This window comes from Amycolatopsis albispora, from assembly GCF_003312875.1.
GTDB lineage: Bacteria > Actinomycetota > Actinomycetes > Mycobacteriales > Pseudonocardiaceae > Amycolatopsis > Amycolatopsis albispora.
On sequence record NZ_CP015163.1, the window covers coordinates 6,094,128 to 6,112,206 of the forward strand.

General features: G+C 68.6%; 16 protein-coding genes. 9 read left to right on the forward strand and 7 right to left on the reverse strand.

Annotated features, from left to right (window positions below):
• Nucleotides 1-145 precede the first annotated feature (145 nt).
• The 6 genes from A4R43_RS28805 (at nt 146) to A4R43_RS28830 (ending at nt 5,993) form a co-directional block, all read left to right on the forward strand.
• Nucleotides 146-790 carry a DUF4328 domain-containing protein gene (locus A4R43_RS28805; RefSeq protein ID WP_113695161.1) on the forward strand — a complete coding sequence of 215 codons (645 nt, stop codon included), beginning with the start codon at nt 146-148 and terminating at the stop codon, nt 788-790.
• 94 nt (nt 791-884) lie between these two features.
• The gene (locus A4R43_RS28810; RefSeq protein WP_113695162.1) at nt 885-1,577 is read left to right on the forward strand and encodes a Crp/Fnr family transcriptional regulator; all 693 of its coding nucleotides are present in this window, start codon (nt 885-887) and stop codon (nt 1,575-1,577) included.
• A gap of 106 nt (nt 1,578-1,683) precedes the next feature.
• Complete coding sequence (locus A4R43_RS28815) at nt 1,684-2,400, forward strand: nucleotidyl cyclase domain-containing protein (protein WP_113695163.1); 717 nt, start codon at nt 1,684-1,686, stop codon at nt 2,398-2,400.
• Complete coding sequence (locus tag A4R43_RS28820; protein ID WP_162788636.1) at nt 2,393-4,372, forward strand: hypothetical protein; 1,980 nt, start codon at nt 2,393-2,395, stop codon at nt 4,370-4,372. Before A4R43_RS28815 ends, A4R43_RS28820 begins: the two co-directional genes overlap by 8 nt.
• The gene (locus A4R43_RS28825; protein WP_113695165.1) at nt 4,365-5,315 is read left to right on the forward strand and encodes a hypothetical protein; all 951 of its coding nucleotides are present in this window, start codon (nt 4,365-4,367) and stop codon (nt 5,313-5,315) included. Before A4R43_RS28820 ends, A4R43_RS28825 begins: the two co-directional genes overlap by 8 nt.
• A gap of 48 nt (nt 5,316-5,363) precedes the next feature.
• Nucleotides 5,364-5,993: a response regulator gene (locus A4R43_RS28830; protein ID WP_113695166.1), complete on the forward strand. Its 630-nt coding sequence runs from the start codon at nt 5,364-5,366 to the stop codon at nt 5,991-5,993.
• Here A4R43_RS28830 and A4R43_RS28835 read toward each other — a convergent pair.
• The 5 genes from A4R43_RS28835 to cutA all read right to left on the reverse strand — a co-directional run bounded on the left by A4R43_RS28835 (nt 5,990) and on the right by cutA (nt 13,849).
• Complete coding sequence (locus tag A4R43_RS28835) at nt 5,990-7,123, reverse strand: GAF domain-containing sensor histidine kinase (RefSeq protein WP_113697961.1); 1,134 nt, start codon at nt 7,121-7,123, stop codon at nt 5,990-5,992. The two genes, A4R43_RS28830 and A4R43_RS28835, sit on opposite strands and share 4 nt — an antisense overlap.
• A gap of 13 nt (nt 7,124-7,136) precedes the next feature.
• Nucleotides 7,137-10,406 (reverse strand): thiol reductant ABC exporter subunit CydD, encoded by a 3,270-nt coding sequence (gene cydD, locus A4R43_RS28840; RefSeq protein ID WP_113695167.1) that lies wholly within the window; start codon nt 10,404-10,406, stop codon nt 7,137-7,139.
• Entirely contained in the window at nt 10,403-11,410 is a 1,008-nt protein-coding gene (gene cydB / locus A4R43_RS28845) for a cytochrome d ubiquinol oxidase subunit II (RefSeq protein WP_113695168.1), read from the reverse strand. The genes cydD and cydB overlap by 4 nt, the downstream gene beginning before the upstream one ends.
• A 552-nt stretch (nt 11,411-11,962) precedes the next feature.
• Entirely contained in the window at nt 11,963-13,453 is a 1,491-nt protein-coding gene (locus A4R43_RS28850) for a cytochrome ubiquinol oxidase subunit I (protein ID WP_113695169.1), read from the reverse strand.
• Between the two features lie 75 nt (nt 13,454-13,528).
• Nucleotides 13,529-13,849 (reverse strand): divalent-cation tolerance protein CutA, encoded by a 321-nt coding sequence (gene cutA, locus A4R43_RS28855; RefSeq protein ID WP_113695170.1) that lies wholly within the window; start codon nt 13,847-13,849, stop codon nt 13,529-13,531.
• A gap of 149 nt (nt 13,850-13,998) precedes the next feature.
• Between cutA and A4R43_RS28860 the strand changes: the two genes are divergently transcribed.
• On the forward strand, nt 13,999-14,598 hold the full coding sequence (locus A4R43_RS28860; RefSeq protein WP_113695171.1) for a TMEM165/GDT1 family protein: 600 nt from the start codon (nt 13,999-14,001) through the stop codon (nt 14,596-14,598).
• Nucleotides 14,599-14,732: 134 nt separating this feature from the next.
• A complete protein-coding gene (locus A4R43_RS28865; protein ID WP_113697962.1) occupies nt 14,733-15,317 on the forward strand; it encodes a DUF998 domain-containing protein in 585 nt (194 codons plus the stop codon).
• Here A4R43_RS28865 and A4R43_RS28870 read toward each other — a convergent pair.
• Both A4R43_RS28870 and A4R43_RS28875 read right to left on the reverse strand, forming a co-directional pair.
• Complete coding sequence (locus A4R43_RS28870) at nt 15,298-15,924, reverse strand: IclR family transcriptional regulator (RefSeq protein ID WP_113695172.1); 627 nt, start codon at nt 15,922-15,924, stop codon at nt 15,298-15,300. The two genes, A4R43_RS28865 and A4R43_RS28870, sit on opposite strands and share 20 nt — an antisense overlap.
• Before the next feature lie 7 nt (nt 15,925-15,931).
• The gene (locus A4R43_RS28875) at nt 15,932-16,786 is read right to left on the reverse strand and encodes a hypothetical protein (RefSeq protein ID WP_265737443.1); all 855 of its coding nucleotides are present in this window, start codon (nt 16,784-16,786) and stop codon (nt 15,932-15,934) included.
• A gap of 93 nt (nt 16,787-16,879) precedes the next feature.
• Here A4R43_RS28875 and A4R43_RS28880 point away from each other — a divergent pair, with 93 nt between their 5' ends.
• A complete protein-coding gene (locus tag A4R43_RS28880) occupies nt 16,880-18,052 on the forward strand; it encodes a homogentisate 1,2-dioxygenase (RefSeq protein ID WP_113695173.1) in 1,173 nt (390 codons plus the stop codon).
• The last annotated feature ends 27 nt before the right edge of the window (nt 18,053-18,079 follow it).

The window sequence follows — 18,079 nt, forward strand, 5'->3', positions numbered from 1 at the left end:
CCGCGATCACCGGTCCGACCACCGAGTAAACCAAGAGTGCGGAACGTTTTACACAGAGTAACCCGATGGTGCTAACACCACCGCCGTCCGCGGCGATGAGCAGGCATTCGGCTCGGCGTCCGGCGCCTTTTCTGGGGAGAAAGACATGACCGAACAGCGGTGGCCCGCGCCGGTGCTGCCCCTGCACGGACCCGCGCGCGCCGCCGGCACGCTGATCGTGCTGTCCGCAGTGGCCGGGGTGGCGGTGACGGTCGCCGACTGGCACACCTCCTCGGTGGCCGACGAGTACATCGCGGACACAGCCGAACTCACCATCGACGACCTGCGCGACGCCGAGGCGCTGGCGGCGCTGGCCTCGTGGGGCTACCTGGGCATCACGCTGCTCGCCGCACTGGCGTTCATCCTGTGGTGCTGGCGCGCCCGCCTCAACGCCGAAGCGCTCTCGCCCGCGCGGCACCGGCTGACCCGGGGCTGGGTGATCGGCGGCTGGTTCTGCCCGGTGGTGCAGTTGTGGTTCCCGTACCAGGTGGTCTCGGACATCGAAAAGGCCAGCCGCCCCGATGCGACGGCCGACCTGCGCGCGAACCCGCTGATCGGCCGCTGGTGGGTGATGCTGGTGGTGAGCCTGCTGCTCGACCAGTACGTGACGCAGGTGGTGCTGCGGACCGTCTCGGCGGAAACCCTGCGGGAAGCGGCGGGCCTGACCACGGTCGCCAGCGGGCTGCAGCTGATCGCCGCGGTGATGGCGCTGGTGATCCTCCGCCGCATCACCGCGGCGCAGGCCGCGTAGGCGGCCAATACCCGTCGACCGCGGCAAGCGGTGATCCCAAGGCCAGCCGTTCGGCTGCTGGTGCACCGGCCGGGTACCAACGACGCTGTTAATCGTGACTGTTGGTCAGGACGCAGAGGTGCCGTTCGGCACGCGAATCGGAAAGGACTTCATCGCCGAACTCCGCCTGGCTGGCACGCGGCGGCCGTTCACCCGTGGCGAGTTGCTCTTCATCGAGGGGAGCGCGCCGGCCAACGTCTTCTACATCGAAACGGGTTCGGTCAAGGTGCATGTCCACTCCCCCGACGGGGACGAGCTCATCCTGGGGGTCTACGGACCGGGGGATCTGCTGTGCGAGATGAGCGCGCTGGAGCGCGGTCCACGTTCCGCGAGTGGCACGGGACGCACGACCGGCTCGGTCACGGCGGTTCCCTGTGCCCGGTTCCGCGCGCTGGTGCACCAGAATCCTGCCGCGATGATGCACGTGCTCAGCATCGTCCAGGCGAGACTTCGCCGGGCAGACCGAGAACGCCTGTCCTACCTCTCCGACGACGTCAGCGCCCGGGTCGCACGCAAGTTGCTCGAGTGGGCACGGCGCTATGGCACGAGTCACAGCGACGGACGGCAGACGATCATCAAGTTCAGCCGCAAGGAACTGGCCCAGAGCGTGGCGGCCTCGGAGAAAACCGTCGATGACGTGCTCACCGAGCTCTGCGACAAGGGCCTGCTGTCGACCGGTCGCCTTCGCTTCGAACTCCTGAACCCCGGCGGGCTTGTGGCCTGGGCGTTGGCTAGGTCACGAGTCTAGTTCTGTCTCCCGGTTTCCCGGGTGTAGCGGCGGCGCCGGCGACGAACACTCTTCCCACACCACACGGGAAGGGCACGTCATGAGGCGAATGCCAGCTACCAGATCAATGTTCGGCTACGACATCGTCGGCTCTTCGTCCAACGAAGACGATGAACTCGACGAGATGCGCCGCAACGCGGCTCGCTATGTCGAAGAAGCTTTCGCCCACTCGGGCGTGCAAACAGCGCACAGAGCCAACTACTCGTCGACTGGCGACGGCGCGTTCGCCAGCTTCCCCGAAACGGATCTACCAGCGCTGATCGACAGCGCACACTATCTCGACGGCCAACTGCACATCCACAACAGGAAGTTCCTGCCGCCCATACGCCTGCGACTCTCCGTGCATACTGGACCACTTGAGGTAACCGACAGTCACATTTTCCAGCGGCGCACGATCGAGTTGGCCAGAGGACTGGACGCCCGGTCGTTCAAGAAGATCACCGAGCAGATCGAGCGGTACCGACCGCCGACAATCGCCCTCATCGTATCGGACCAGGCGTATCGGGTCGCAGTGCAGGGCAGATACACCGAGCGCCTACACCCGCACAACTTCGGCGAACTGGTCGTCAGGAACAAGGAATTCACCGAACGCTGCTGGGTGCACGTGCCCGGCCTGGACGCGGAGCGCGTCAAGGAGCTGACTCAGGACGTCGAGCTGAAAACAACGTCCGAGCCGAAACAACCGCGGACGCATCGCAACAACAAGAACAGGGGAAACCTGGTCAACGGCGACAACAGTGGAACACTGATCAACAACGTCAATGAGGGCAGGTATCATGCCTGAGGACGAACGACCAGAAGACGAACACGAAGAGCAACCAGAAAGCCACGGCCAAGAACCATCGGAGTCCCCCGCCGATCAAGCTTCCGATTCCGACGAAAAAGGAAATGCCGTAGCGGGCGACAACACGGGGACAATGATCAACAATGTCAACAAGTTGATCATAGCCGAGCAGAAGATCCCGCGCGACCGGCCCGTTGCGCATGCAACAAAAACCATCGCACAGAATGCCTTTTGTGAACCAGGTGGTTTCCGAAAGGCACTGAACATACTCACCGCCGAAAACGTCGTCATGATCTGCGGCGTCGGCGCCGGCCGCTCACTGGCGGGAGTTCGGCTGCTATTGGAAACGAACAGCGAGCCCCTCGAGATGCTGGATCCGGAAAGAAAAGTCGGGTCGCTGCTACCCGAAGAGGTACAAGAACACGGCGGATACCTGCTGGACGATTACCCGAAGGAGAGTCTGACCGACTTCACCGACCAGACACTCGCCGAACTGTCCGACACACTCAGCGCAAAAAGGGCACACCTTGTCATTGTCGCTGAAAACGATTCGGTCATGCACGGAAAAGCCCGCCTCTATTCCGCGCAACTAGTTCCGCCGGACCCCAAGGAAGTAGCCAGGGCGCGGATAGCCGCAAAAGCGCCGCAGGAGAACGGACCACTGGCTCTTCTCGAAAAGGTCGACCTGCAACGAGCGCTGCTTTCGCATACCGCCCCAGCACGGGGTGCAACCATCGCGGACCTACTGCTCAAGACGGAGCAGGGTTACGAGTTCAGCGACATCGAAGACGACCTCTACCGAGTCGACGACCACGACATCGAAGAGTGGTTCGAACGCAATCAAAGCCCCGCCGTGCGGGCACTGTGCATTACCACAGCCTTTTTCGAAAAGCAGTCATACTTCCGGATCGCCACAATGGCCGAACGGCTGACCAAGGTACTGGAGAATCCCGAGAAAGGCGAAATATGGCCCTATGAGGTGCCAGATCTCTTCAGTAGGACAAGGCAGGAAATGCTGGATTCGATCACCGCCCGCCTGGAACACGGGAAATTAGAGGAAGTACGGTTCAGCAGGCCAACCTGGGCCGGCAGGCTCCGGTGCTATATCTGGCGAGAATACGATAAGCTCCACACATATCTTCGCGACTGGCTCAAGGATGCCTACGAAAACAACCTTGTATTCGATAATCATTCGGCCATGGAGGCGTACGGCAGCCTGCTCGCGGAACGTTACGACCAAAACTGGCGAGACTGGATCTTCGAATGGGCGTCCAGCTCCCGGCACACGCATCGGACCATGGCCGCGAAGACACTCAGCGGACTGCTGCTGAATGGAATCGATCCAGTTATCATTCGAGCACTCGTCCGAGCCTGGGCCGAACCAGACGCGCCCATCCAGTATCGCCGCACGGCCGCCATGACCTGCCAAGGAGAACTCGGCAGGCAAAACCCCCAGTTCGCGCTGGATCAATTGAGGAAGTTGGCGGGGACGGCCGATTACCCGCTGATGATTGAAATCAGCCAAGCCTTGGTTTCCTTGTTCGAGGAACCCAGCAACCAGACGCTCGTGCTGAGCTTTGTGCACAAGATCCTGTCCGGCGAGAAGTCGAGCACACGAAGGCTGACCATGGACGCCGCGATGGATTTTCTGACGAATTGCACCCATCCACCTGAGTTCGTAAATTCCGACTCGTGGATGATCTGCGACATATTCGATTTCCTGTTGCGAGACGGCAGGCGCTCAACATTGGTCACCAAGCGCATCATCCGCTGGGCCAGGGTGACGCCGCCGACTGACGAGCACCACGCCAACGTCAAGGCCATGCTCACCACGCTCCTGCACAACCCGGACAAACAGGCTTCCGGACGGCTGAGCTACTACCTCGACAAAGCGATTCGGCACAACCCGGCCAGCGCGAATCCGTTGGTCGGCTTACTGCGAGAAATCCTCCTGGAGGGCACCCATGACTGACAACCGAGAGTATTGGCTGCCCATCACGCGGAAGCACTCACCAGTTCGTGCGATCGCCTCACGCCGCCGGCGCCGGGCGACCGACCAGGTACTCGTCGCGGAACTACATGACGGCCGGTGGGCCAGCACGAACATTCAGCTCGGCAGCACCACTCAGGTCACCGCGCTCACCCTCGGCATGGCGCTGAACAGGCAGGTCAAGAGGCTGTACGAGGTCGACACCAGCCCGCAGACCCTCGTCTTCACGAGCCTGTTCGAAACCGAGACGGAGGGTAAGGTGCTCGAAGGAGACATCGTGGTGACCTGGCGGATAAGCGATCCCGTAGCGGCGGTGACCACGCCGAAGTTCGACCATCTCGGTGATATTCGATCCGCCGCCGAGGACCTGCTGCGGGCGATAGCCCTCAACGCCGACGTCGAATCCGTCAGTGACCTCTCGAACAAGGCCGATCAGGCGTTGGCCCCCATGAAGAGACTGCCGAACGGGGTCATCTCCTGGGGTGATGCGGCCACCCAGTTCCGGCTCACTGGCATGGGCACGTTGCATCGACACTCGGTGGAATCGATCCGCCGGGCGCGCATCGTGGACCGGGAACAACGGGAACTCGACCGGGAAAGAATAAACTTCTACAGCGATGTCATCAAATCAGGACGGATAAGCTTGCTGGCCCTGATGCTGAGCAACGAGAAGGAACAGGTCCAGAAGGTGCTCGACTACATCCAGCTCCACGAGATCCCGTTGGGAAGTTCGGTGCTGGACGGCCAAGACCCCGTGCGTCACGCCATCGGCCAGATCATGAGCACCGCGGATGACTTCGAGTTGCAGCAGATGAGGAGTTCCCTGCTGCGCACATGGCAGTCACAACACCAGGACGACGCGCTCGGAATTCTTCGAGACGCACTGGGTAGCGGGACCTACGACAAGCACCAAAGCCAGCAATGAGACAGCACGCCTCCTGCCGGTTCGGGTGACGCCACGTATCCTCGGGAGGTGCCGATCCAGGTCCTGCTTGTCGACGACCACGAGGTGGTTCGCCGCGGGCTGCGTGACCTGCTTGGCGACGAGCCCGACATCGAGGTGGTCGCCGAAGCCGGTGGGGTGGACGAGGCCCTCGCCCTCGCGACGCACCTTGATCCCGACGTCGCCGTGGTGGATGTGCGGCTCGGCGAAGGCAGCGGCGTGGAGCTGTGCCGCGAGCTGCGGTCGCGGCCGAATCCACCGCAGTGCCTGATGCTCACCGCCTTCGACGACGAGGAGGCGATCGTCGGCGCGATCATGGCCGGGGCGTCGGGTTACCTGCTCAAGCAGGTGCGCGGGCAGGACGTGGTCAACGCGGTGCGCGAGGTGGCCGCGGGCCGGTCGCTGCTCGACCCGCTGACCACGGCGAAGGTGCTGGAGCAGATGCGGCAGCCACCCGCGGACGAGCTGGCGGAGCTGACCGAGCGCGAACGCAGCATTCTCGAGCTGATCGGCGAGGGACTGTCCAACCGGGAAATCGCGGAACGCCTGTTCCTGGCGGAGAAAACGGTGAAGAACTACGTCACCTCGGTGCTGGCGAAGCTCGGCATGCAGCGGCGCACCCAGGCGGCGGCGTGGATCGCGCGCCGCGAAAAGCACTAGAGCGGCAGGTCGAAGGCAACCAGCGTGCCCAGGCTCGGCGACGAGTTCAGGTAGAACTTCCCGCCGGAGGCCTCGGCTCGCTCGGCGAGATGACGCAGGCCGCGCTTTGCCACGTCCTGCGGCACGCCGGAACCGTTGTCCCGCACGCGCAACCGGACCTCGTCGGCGTCGCGGTACAGGGTCACCCGCGTTTCACTGGCACCGGAGTGCCTGACCACATTGGACAGTGCTTCGCGAAGGGCGGCGCGGATGTGGTCGGCGCGTTCGGCCGGGATGTCGGCCAGTTCGCCGGAAAGTTCCAGGGTGGGCGGGAAACCGAGGAGTTCACCGGCGATGCGGACCTCGGCGCGGGCAGACTCGGCGAGGTCGGTGGCGGGCAGCTGCTCCTGCTCCGGCTCGGGTGAGCGCAGCGCGCGGACGGTGCCGCGGATCTCCTCGATGGTCTCGTCGAGCTGGTCGATCGCCTCGCCGAGCCGCGCCTCGTCGGCTCGCGCGAACCGCTTGTGCATCCGCCTTCGCACGCGGTCGAGCTGCATGCCCGCGGCGTAGAGGCGTTGCACGATCACGTCGTGCAGCTCGCGGGCGATGCGTTCGCGTTCCTGGTAGAGCGTCACGCGATGCCGGGCGTTGGCGCCCTCGGCGAGCGCCAGCACCACGCCCGCCTGGGTGGCGAACGCGGTCAGCACCTCGACGGTTTCCTCCGAGAACGGCTCGCTGCCGTGCTCGCGGTAGACGGTGAGCACGCCCAGCCGGCGGCCGCCGCTGCCGAACGGCGCCGCCGCGAACGGGCCGAAGCGGGCGAGTTCCCGCGGCACGTACGGGGCGGTGCGCGGGTCGGTGGTGACGTCGGCGGTGACCACGGACTCGGCGCCCTGCGCGACCCGGCCCGCCGCGGATTCGGCGGGCAGCTCCAGGCCGAGCACGTTCTCCCCGGCACCCCCGGCGACGGCTTCGACCACCACCTTGCCGTCCTCGGCGCGGACCATCAGCAGGCCGAGGTCGGCACGCGCGAGTTCGGCGGCGTGCCGGACGACGGAACCCAGCACCGCCGCCGGGTCGTCGCCGGACAGGGCGGTGGTGGTGATCTCGGTGGCGGCCGCGAGGGCGCGCGCGGCAAGTGTCGGGTCCATCAGCGTCAACAAGTTAAACACCGCTTCGCGACAGCACGTGCACGCGCCCGTCCCGCACGTCGAGGTGCAGGTCGGCGACGGCGGCCTCCTCCAGGCGGTGCGTGACCCAGACCACGGTTTTGCCTGCCAGTGCTTCGTCGAGTCCGGTGCGGACCTCGAAGGCGGTCTGCTCGTCGAGGTGCGAGGTCGGCTCGTCGAGCAGAACGAGATCACTGCTCTCGGCGGCGAGCAGTGCTCTCGCCAGCGCGACCCGCTGCGCCTGCCCACCGGACAGCCCCGCGCCACCGCTGCCGAGGAGGGTTTCGGCGGGCACGTCGGCGAGACCGGCGGTGGCCAGCGCTCGGTCCAGTTGCTCGGGAGTCGCGTGCGGGTCGGCCAGGCGCAGGTTCTCGGCGATCGTGGTCGCGACGAGCCCCGGTTCCTGCGGCGCCCAGGCCACCGCGCCCGGCGTCCGCACGCGACCGCGTTCCGGCGCGAGAAAACCCAGCAGGAGCGCGAGCAGGCTCGACTTGCCCGCGCCCGACGGTCCGGTGATCGCGACCTTCGCGCCACGCGGAACGGTCAGCGTGACGTCCCGCAGCACCGGCTCGGGCGCGCCGGGCCAGCGCACGTCCACGCCGGTCAGCTCGATGTGGTCGGCGTGCTCGGGCTTCGGGCCGTCCGGGGCGGTGAGGACCGCGGCGAGCCGGGTGCGGGCGCGGCGCAGTTCGTCCCAGTGCTGGGCGACCGGCGGCAGTTGCAGCAGCACCTCGGCGAGCGCCAGCGGAACCAGGGCGACGATCGGCGCGAGCACCGGGTTGAGCGTGGGGTCGGCGGCGGCCGCCACGGTGGCCGCGACCGTCGCGCCGCCCATCGCGAGCACCACCAGCGCTTCGGCGGCACCGGCGCCGAACGCCTGCCGGTGCGTGCCCGCGGTGAGCCGCTCGTCGGCACGGGCGAGCGCCTGGCGCTGCTGCCGGTAAGCACCGAACGCGAGCAGTTCCGCGGCGCCTTCGAAGAGGGTGAGCACGCGGGCCGACACGTCACGGCGGCCTTCGGCGAGCGCCGAAGTCGCACGGCGTTCGAGCAGGAGCGCGAGTGCGGGCGCGAGCAGTCCGGCGAGCAACGCGGCCACCGCGAGGTAGAGCCCGGCGATCGGGAGCACGGCGGTCTGCACGGCAACCGCGCCCGCCACCACGAGAACGGCGACCAGCGGCGGCGAGACCACCCGCGGCAGCAGGTCACGCACAGTGTCCACATCGGACACCAGGCGGCGCTGGCCCTCGCCGTCGCGCAGTGCGCTGGTGCCGACGGGACCGCTGCGCACCAGCGCCCGCCACAGGTCCACGCGCAGCCGGGTGGCGACGCGGAAGGCGCCGTCGTGGGTGGCGAGGCGTTCGAGGTAGCGGAGTCCGGCGCGGGCGAGGCCGAAGGTGCGCACGCCGACCACCGCCACGGTCAGGGTGAGGATCGGTGGTTGCTGCGACGCCTTGGCGATCAGCCAGCCGGAGGTGGCGGTCAGCGCGATGCCGGACAGCAGCGCGGCGGCGCCCAGTCCGGCCCCGGTGAGGAAGGCGCGATCGGTGAGGCGGCGCAGGCCGATCGGCTTGGCTTCGCGCTCGGCTGGTGCGTCGGCGGCGGTGATCGGTTCGGCCAGTTCGTCTTCGGTGAACGAGGTGAGCCGGTCGTGCGCGGCGATCACCACGGTGGCGCCGCCCTGCGCGACCTCCTTGATCGCCGTCATCACGCGTCGCGCCGAGGCCGCGTCGAGATGTGCGGTCGGCTCGTCGAGCAGCAGGAGCCAGGCGCCGTACCGGGCCCGCAGCAGCGCCCTGGCCACCGCCACCCGCTGCCGCTGGCCAGTGGACAGGTGGCTGACTGGCTGATCCACTAAGCCACTCAGCCACACAGCCACCAGGACACTGAGCAACTCATCCTCTTCGGGCTCGACGCCCTGGTCGGCGAGGGCGAGCCGGAGTTCCTCGCGGACCGTGCCGCCGGTGAACGCGGGCGACTGCGGCACCCAGGCGACCTGGCGGCGCCAGTGCGGGAGATCGGCTTCGGCGAGCGGTTGCCCGCCGACGGTGACCGTGCCCGATTCGGGCCGGACGAAGCCGAGCAGCGCGGCGAGCGTGGTGGACTTCCCGGCGCCGCTCGGGGACCGCAGCCAGGTCAGCTCGCCGGGCCGGGCGGTGAAGGTCTCGCCGTCGGGCGCGAAGGCACCACGGCGGAGCACCCGCAGCCCGCGGACCTCGATCTGTCCTTTGTGGAGTTTCCGGCTGCCGGGCGACGGCACGGGTTCGGCGAGCACCTCGGTGACCCGGCGGACCGCCTCGACACCGTCCTCGCTGGCGTGGAAGGCGGCGCCGGCGGCCCGCAGCGGCTGGAAGCACTCCGGCGCGAGGATCAGCACCCCCAGCCCGATGGCCAGGGTCAGGTCCCCGGACACCAGCCGGACGCCGATCACCACCGCGACCAGTGCCACCGAAAGCGTCGCGGCCAGTTCGAGCACGAAGGCCGAGGAAAACGCCACGCGCAGGGTTTTCAGGGTGTCGCGGCGGTGGCGGTCGGAAACCCGGCGCACCACCTCGGCCTGCGCTCCGGCGCGGCGGAAGGCGGCGAGCACCGGCAGGGCGCGGATCAGTTCGAGCAGGCGGCCGGACAGCCGGTGGGTGGCTTCGGTCGCGTCGCTCACCCGGTCCGCGGTGTACTTGCCGACCAGGATCGCGAACATCGGCAGCAGCGGCACGGTCACCGCGATGATCACCGCCGACGGCCAGTCGGCGAACAGCACCGCCGCGCCCGCGCCGACCGGCACCACCGCGGCGGTGACCAGCGCGGGCAGGTAGGTGGTGAAGTAGGCGTCGAGCGCGTCGAGGCCGCGGGTGGTCAGCGCGGTCAGCTCGCCGGTGCCGCGGGCGGCGATCCACTCCGGGCCGAGCGCCGCGGCGTGGTCGACGACCTTGGCGCGCAGTTCCTCCTTGGCGCCCGCCGCGGCCCGCGCGGAGGCCACCCGCACCGCCCAGCCGACCAGCGCGCGTCCTCCCACGGCGCCGAGCAGCCAGGCGGTGCGGCCCCCGATCTCCTCGCCGCCGCCCCCGACGATCGAGGCGAGGATCGAAGCCAGCAGGAACGCCTGCGCCACCAGCAGCGCGGCGTTGGCCGCGGCCAGCACCGCGGCGAAGGCCAGCGCCCGGCGCGCCACCGGCGAAAGGGAAGGCAGCGCGCCGAGCGGGCCCGGTCCCGGCCGCACTGTGTCCACTGTGGACAACTTGGCGGGAAGGGTGGTGCGGCCGGGAGTCATGGGGTGTGCACCGGGGGGATGTGGCGGGTGCCGATGCGCTTGCGGAACACCCAGTACGTCCAGCCCTGGTAGACCAGCACGGCCGGGGCGCCGAACGCGCCGACCCAGGTCATCACCTGCAGGGTGTACGGGCTGGAGGCCTCACCGGCGATGGTCAGCGTGTTGGCCGGGTCGCCGGTGGAGGGCAGCACGTCCGGGTAGAGCGCGCCGAACAGGGTGATCGCGGCGGTGGCGATCAGCACGCCGAGCGCGGCGAAGGCCTGCCCGTCGCGGTCGGCGACCAGCCGGAGCCAGGCCACGATCGCCGACAGCGCCGCGACGGCGAGCGTGACGACCGTCCACAGTGCACCTTCGCGGAGCTGGACGAGCACCAGGAAGGCGAACATCGGCACCAGCGCGACCGGCATCAGCTTCAGCGCGGTGGCGCGGGCGCGTTCGCGGAACTCGCCCTCGGTTTTCAGGGTGAGGAAGGTGGCGCCGTGCACCAGGGAGAACCCGGCGAAGGCGAGCGCGCCGAGCAGGGTGTCCCAGCGCACGGCCTCGAGCGGGCTGCCGATGCGGTCGCCGTTGGCGTCGAGCGGGAGGCCGAGCATGGTGGTGGCCAGCAGCAGGCCGACGCCGAGCGGCGGGAGCCACGAGCCGAGCACGATCACCCTGTCCCAGGCGCGGCGCCAGCGGTCGGAGTCGACCTTGCCGCGGTACTCGAAGGCGACGCCGCGGCCGATCAGGGCCAGCAGCACCACGAGCACGGGCAGGTAGGCGCCGGATAGCAGCGTCGCGTACCAGCCGGGGAACGCGGCGAAGGTGGCGCCGATCGCGACGATCAACCACACCTCGTTGCCGTCCCAGACCGGCCCGATCGTATTGATCATGACGCGGCGCTCGGTGTTGTCGCGGCCCAGCCACGGCAGCAGCATGCCGACGCCGAAGTCGAAGCCCTCGAGGAACAGGTACCCGAGCCAGAACACGGCGACGATGACAAACCAGACCGTCTCCAGGTCCATCTCAACTCACCTCCGCTTTCCGGCTGGCGTTCCGGGGACTTGTGCCACGTGAAACCTGTTTTCCCCAAGTTGTGCACAACGGACGCAGTTGTCCACAGAAACCTGTGGACAACCAAGACGGGGGCTTGTGGGCGATACGCTGGAGCTGGGGACGCCCCCCTGGGAGCGGCGGGGGTTGCACTCGGGTGGGGTGTGGACGGGTGGGGTGGGGGTGCTGGGGGTGCTGGGGGTTGTGGGCGCGCTGGATGTTGTGGGGGTGCTGGGCCGGGTGGATAGGGCCGGTCGAATGTGCGCGCTGGGTTGAGTGGGCGTGCCAAGTCCGGTCGGTGCGCAGGATGGCGTTGGCGCCCCTGAGCCGTTGGGTGCGCAGGATGGCATCGGCACGACGGAGCCGTTGGGTGCGCGGGGTCGCGTCGGCACGACGGGTTGGGTGGGTGCGCCGGGTCGCGGTGGCCCCGCGGGGCGCGTGGGTACGAAGGGGCGCGTCACCGCGAAGGGGTGCATCACCGCGAAGGGTGGGGCGCGGAGCGGTTGCGGGCATGGTCGTGGCTTTCAGTAGGCGAAGGAGAGGGCCGTGTCGTCTGGGTCGGCGTCGGCGGGGGGTTTGGGGGGTGGGGGCATCACGCCTTCGATGCCGCCGCGGATGTACTTCCGCAGCAGGAACACCTCGACCACACCCAGCGCCAGGTACACCGCGGTCAGGCCGATCAGCGAGATCCACACCTCACCGGCGCTCAGATTGGACACGGCCGTCGCGGTGAACATCCAGACGCCGTCGACGCCGGTGGGGTTCGGCACCACCACGAACGGCTGGCGGCCCATCTCCGTGAAGATCCAGCCGGCGCTGTTCGCCACGAACGGCGTCACGATGCCCGCCAGCATCAGCCGCGGGAACCAGGGGCTCGACGGGATCCGCCCGCGCCGGGTCAGCCACAGCGCCAGCACCCCGAGCCCCGCCGAGATCGCGCCGAAGCCGATCATCGCGCGGAAACCCCAGTAGGTCACCGGCAGGCTGGGCACGTAGTCGATCGGCTGCCCGGCCAGCTCACCCAGCCGCGGGTCGTCGGGATAGTTCGTCCCGTACCGCGCCTGGTACTCGGTGACCAGGTCCTCGACACCCTTCACCTCGGTGCTGAAGTCGTTGTGCGCCAAGAAGGACAGCAGCGCGGGCACGGTGAAGGTCTTGACGTCCTCGCACTGCGCGTCCGCCACGTCGCCGATCGCCAGGATCGAGAAGCTCGCCGGCGCCTCGGTGTGGCACAGCGCCTCCGCCGAAGCCATCTTCATCGGCTGCTGCTCGAACATCAGCTTGCCCTGCACGTCACCGGTGACCGCGAGGGCGGCGAAGGCCACCACGCCGACCCAGCCGCCGAGCCGGATCGACGAGCGCCACACCGCGCGGTGCTCGTCGTCGGCCGACCGCTTGCGCCACAGGTGCCAGGCCGCGACGCCGACCACGAACGCCGCCGCCACCGAGAAGGTGCCCGCCACCGTGTGCGGGATCGCGGCCAGCGCGGTGTTGTTCGTCAGCACCGCCCAGATCGAGTTCATCGTCGGCTTGCCGTCGACGAACTCGACGCCGACCGGGTGCTGCATCCACGAGTTCGCCGCCAGGATGAAGTACGCCGAGGCGACGGTGGCCAGCGAGAAAGCCCACACGCAGGCCAGGTGCACCTTCTTCGGCAGGCGGTCCCAGCCGAAGATCCACAGCCCCAGGAAAGTCGACTCGACAAAAAAGGCGACCAGGCCCTCCATCGCCAGCGGCGCGCCGAACACGTCACCGACGAACCGGGAGTACTCGCTCCAGTTCATCCCGAACTGGAACTCCTGCACGATCCCGGTCACCACGCCCATGGCGAAGTTGACCAGCAGCAGCTTGCCCCAGAACTTGGTCATCTTGAGGTAGCGCACGTCGCCGGTGCGCACCCAGGCCGTCTGCATCCCGGCGACCAGCAGCGAGAGCCCGATGGTCAGCGGGACCATCAGGAAGTGGTAGACGGTGGTGATGCCGAACTGCCACCGCGCGAGTTCCAAGACCTCCACGAGAGCAAGCGTCGTCTCGCGCGCGGGCGCCCGCCAGTTCAAACAGTCCCGTTCACCCCGGGACCTAGGTCCTGACTATCGCGTCTCCTCGGCCAGCCAGCTCAGGTAGGCCGGGCTGCCGCCGGTGATCGGGGTGGCGATCACCTCCGGCGTGTCGTAGCTGTGGTGTTCGAGCAGGTGGGCGGTCAGTTCCTCGGTGCGCCGCGCGGCGGTCTTGATCTCCACGCGCCACTCCTGGTCGGTCTGCACCGCGCCTTCCCAGCGGTAGACGCTGGTGATCGGGCCGAGCACCTGCGCGCAGGCCCCGAGCCGGGCTTCGATGGCACCGGCGGCCAGCGCCCTGGCCGCGGACTCGCTGTCGGTTGTGGTGGTCACCACGACGTTCTCGGCAGTCATGAATTCATTTTACCCCGTCCGCAAGAATTAGTTTCGGCACGCCAAAAACAATTTGTCATCCCCGCTCAACCGGCGATTCGCGATTCCCATCTGCTGGCCTTTTCCAAATACCCCCTTTATCGTTGAAGTGAAAGGGGGCGACCATCGCGATGTCTGCCGCATTACTGGCACTGATCAGCACGTTCGGCCTGGTGCTCGCCGTCGAGCTGCCGGACAAGACGCTGGTTGCCACGCTCGTGCTGACCACCCGTTTCCGGGCCTGGCCGGTTTTTGCCGGGGTGGGCGCCGCATTCGCCGTGCAGAGCACCATCGCGGTGTTGTTCGGCAGTGTGCTGACCCTGCTGCCGGAAACGCTGGTGTCCGGAATCGTCGCGGTGATGTTCGGCATCGGGGCCTACTTCCTGCTGCGCGAGGGTTTCGCCCCCGCGGTGGACGGTGCGGAGGACGCCGCGCGCATCGGCCCCGGGCCGGTCTCGTTCCTGCGGTCCGCGATGACCTCGTTCGGCGTGTTGTTCGCCGCCGAATGGGGTGACGCGTCGCAGCTCGCCACGGCCGGGCTGGCCGCGCGCCTCGAGCAGCCGGTCGCGGTCGGCATCGGCGCGTTCTGCGCGCTGATCGCGGTGGCCGGGATCGCCGTTTTCATCGGGCAGAAGGTGCGCAACCGCATCCGGCCGAAGCTGATCCAGCGGGTCGCCGGGTTCGTCTTCGCCGCGTTCAGCGTCGCGGCGCTCTGGCAGACCCTCGCCTGACCCGCTCCCGCCTCGAAGATCTCATTCGCATAACATGGCTGGCTCGTGTCTGTTCTGCGAAGCCGAGGTGAACACGAGTGAGCACGCTGCCCACCCGCGAGGCCGGTCCGCACGGCCGCATCGCGCTCGCCGGCATGGGTGTCGCCGTGCTCATCGCCGTCCACCTGCACATCCAGCTGTCCAGCCAGGTCAGCCCGCTGTGGCGGACGCTGTCGGAGTACGTCAACGCCGGGGCCGCGCCGAGCTTCGGCGTGATGTGCCTGGCGCTGGCGGCCGGTTCGCTGGCCCTGCTGGTCGGCATCGCCAGGGCGCGCCGCGGTGGCGCGGTGCCGGTGCTGCTCGGCCTGTGGTGCGCGGGGCTGGTGGTGTGCGGGCTGTTCCCGGTGGATCCGGACGGTGCCGCGCGCACGCTCAGCGGTCAGGTGCACAACGGTGGCGCGGTGCTCGCGTTCATCTCGCTGCCGATGGCGGGCTGGCTGCTCACGCGACGGTCGAATATGCAGTGCATGTGGGAGCCGAGGCGGACCACGATCCGGCGGTTGTCGGTGGCCAGCGCGGTGACGCTGGTGGTGGTGCTGGCCAGTTTCGCCTGGATCATGAGCACCGAACCGGCGGATCCGGTGGTCACGCTCGGCCTGTTCGAGCGCGTGCTGTTCGCCGTGGACCTCGCCTTGCTGCTGACGATGACCCGCCCGCTGCTCAGCTCAGCACGCCGGTGAGCTGAGCGGCCGCCTCCACCACCTTCGGGCCGACGGCGTCCGCGTCCAGCGGGTCCAGTGAGATCACGCCGATGCTCGCTCGCAGCCCCGGCAGTCCGCGCACCGGCGCCGCCACGCCGGAGGCGCCCGGCTGCAGCTCGCCGGTGGTGGCCACCCAGCCCGGCTCCCCGCGCAGCGTGATCGCCTTGCCCGCGGCCCCGGCGGTGACCGGGTGGCGGCTGCCCACGCGGTAGGCCACGTGGAAGTTCGTCCACGACGGCTCGACCACGGCGATCGCCTGCACCTGCTCGCCCTCCGCCACCGACAGGTGCGCGGTGGCGCCGACGGCCTCCGCCAGGTCACGCAGCACCGGCTGGGCGGCCTGGCGCAGCTGCGGCAGCACCTGGCCGGACAAGCGCAGCAACCCGACCCCGAGGCGCACCTTCGACCCGTCGCGCCAGACCAGCCCGCGCTCGGCCAGCGGCACCAGCAGCCGGTACACCGCCGGCCTGCTGGCGCCGATCGCGGCCGCCAGCTCGGAGATGGTCGCCGCCTCACTGCCCGCGTCCGCCACGGCCTGGAGCAGGGCGAGCCCCCGCTCCAGGGTCAGCGAGCCCTCGCGGCTCATCTCCGGCTCACAGCAGGCCCAGGCCCTTCAGGTCCCCCACCGGCTCGTCGAGCGAGGCCGAAGCGTAGGACCCGAACAGCTCACGAACCGCCTTCGCGGCGGGCTCGGACAACGCGGCGGCCTCCTTGGCCAGCACGGCACCGTCGGTCTCCTCCAGCGCCGCGCGCACGTCCTTGCCGGACAGGCAGCGGGCCGCGGCGACCAGCAGGTTGAGGAAGCCGTGGTGGGCGAAGCCGGTCTCGGCGTCCGCGTGCCGGACGGCGCGGTGGAGGCTGTTGGTGGCCTTGAACGAGGCGCCGGAGTGCGCGCTGACCACGGCCAGGAAGTCGGCCACCTCGTCCACGCTGGGGAAGTTCTCGCTGGACAGCCCGCCGCAGCGGATCTTCGGGCGGCTGCCGTGCTCGATCACCTTGCGCACGCCGTCGAGCCAGCCGACCCCGCGCCGCGGCTCGACCACCCGGATGACGTCCTCCGGCACGAACTCGGAGACCCGTTCCAGCCAGACCTCGTCCACGTCCGACGGCGCCGGCATCTCGACCATGCGCAGGTCGAGCAGCTCGTCGCGGGATTCCACGATCGAGATCGCCTTCGGCACCCCGCCCAGGCCGGTGTCGATGATCAGCGACAACGGCAGCGGGGTCTTCGGCTTGATCTTGATCAGCTCGGTGATCAGCTCCGGCAGCCGCGACGCCTGGCACAGGAACAGGCCGACGAGGCCGGCGTGCTCACCCGCCCTGGTTTCCAGGTACGAGCGCAGGGCTTCGGGCATCGCGGCGTCCCCGGGAGGGAAGAGCGCGGAGTCGTCGACGAGCCGGGCGAACAGGGGCGGAATTCCGCGGGGGCCGGGGGGCGTGAGTTCCACTGCGCTTGACACGACTGACACGCTAGTAGCGTACGACATCAGGACAAACACGTCCGTAAAACGGACACGTTCGAGACCTTTCCGGAGGGGCAAGTGCCTTACTACCGCCGAGTCGGGGAGATCCCGCACAAGCGGCACACCCAGTTCCGCTCACCCCAGGGCGGCCTCTACGCCGAGGAGCTGATGGGCGTCGAGGGGTTCTCCGCCGATTCCGCGCTGCTCTACCACCGCTACCTGCCGACGGCGATCGTGGACGCGGTCGCGGTGCCGGACGAGCGCGGCCAGCTGACCCCGAACCACCCGCTCAAGCCGCGGAGCTTCCGCACGCAGGACCTCAAGTTCACCGCCGACGCCGACGCGGTGACCGACCGGCGCCGGCTGTTCGGCAACAACGACGTGACCATCGGCTTCGCCGTGGCGACCGTGCCCAGCCCGCTGTACCGCAACGCGACCGGCGACGAGCTGTTCTACGTCCAGGGCGGCAGCGGCACGCTGGAGACCATCTACGGCGCGCTGGAGATCGGCGACGGCGACTACGTGGTCATCCCGACCTCGTGCACCTACCGGGTGGTGCCGCGTGAGCCCCTGCAGCTGCTCACCATCGAGGCACGCGGGCACATCGGCCCGCCGAAGCGGTACCTGTCGAGCAAGGGGCAGTTCCTGGAGCACTCGCCGTACTGCGAGCGCGACATCCGCGGCCCGTCGGCGCCGCTGCTGGCCGAGGGCGAGGACGTCGAGGTGCTGGTGCGCCACCGCGCCGGGCTGACCCGCTACACCTACGCCAACCACCCGTTCGACGTGGTCGGCTGGGACGGCTGCCTGTACCCGTGGGTGTTCAACATCGACGACTTCGAGCCGATCACCGGCCGCGTGCACCAGCCGCCGCCCGTGCACCAGACCTTCGAGGGGCCGAACTTCGTGGTGTGCTCCTTCTGCCCGCGGAAGGTGGACTACCACCCGGAGTCGATCCCGGTGCCGTACAACCACGCGAACGTCGACTCCGACGAGCTGATGTTCTACGTGCGCGGCAACTACGAGGCACGCAAGGGCTCCGGCATCGGCATCGGCTCGCTTTCGCTGCACCCGTCCGGCTTCACGCACGGGCCGCAGCCGGGTGCGGCCGAGGCGTCGATCGGCGCGGACTACTTCGACGAGACCGCGGTCATGGTGGACACCTTCGCGCCACTGGACCTCGGCGAGGCGGCGGAAGCGTCGGAGGACCCCGGCTACGCGTGGACCTGGTCGGGACGCGGTCCCGGCCGCTGATCACCCTGGCGTCGTGGGCTCGGACAG

Coding starts and splice junctions, on each gene's coding strand:
- A4R43_RS28805 (WP_113695161.1), top strand. CDS start 146: ATGACCGAACAGCGGTGGCCCGCGCCGGTGCTGCCCCTGCACGGACCC.
- A4R43_RS28815 (WP_113695163.1), top strand. CDS start 1,684: ATGTTCGGCTACGACATCGTCGGCTCTTCGTCCAACGAAGACGATGAA.
- A4R43_RS28820 (WP_162788636.1), top strand. CDS start 2,393: ATGCCTGAGGACGAACGACCAGAAGACGAACACGAAGAGCAACCAGAA.
- A4R43_RS28825 (WP_113695165.1), top strand. CDS start 4,365: ATGACTGACAACCGAGAGTATTGGCTGCCCATCACGCGGAAGCACTCA.
- A4R43_RS28835 (WP_113697961.1), bottom strand. CDS start 7,123: ATGGACCCGACACTTGCCGCGCGCGCCCTCGCGGCCGCCACCGAGATC.
- cydD (WP_113695167.1), bottom strand. CDS start 10,406: ATGACTCCCGGCCGCACCACCCTTCCCGCCAAGTTGTCCACAGTGGAC.
- cydB (WP_113695168.1), bottom strand. CDS start 11,410: ATGGACCTGGAGACGGTCTGGTTTGTCATCGTCGCCGTGTTCTGGCTC.
- cutA (WP_113695170.1), bottom strand. CDS start 13,849: ATGACTGCCGAGAACGTCGTGGTGACCACCACAACCGACAGCGAGTCC.
- A4R43_RS28860 (WP_113695171.1), top strand. CDS start 13,999: ATGTCTGCCGCATTACTGGCACTGATCAGCACGTTCGGCCTGGTGCTC.
- A4R43_RS28865 (WP_113697962.1), top strand. CDS start 14,733: ATGGGTGTCGCCGTGCTCATCGCCGTCCACCTGCACATCCAGCTGTCC.
- A4R43_RS28870 (WP_113695172.1), bottom strand. CDS start 15,924: ATGAGCCGCGAGGGCTCGCTGACCCTGGAGCGGGGGCTCGCCCTGCTC.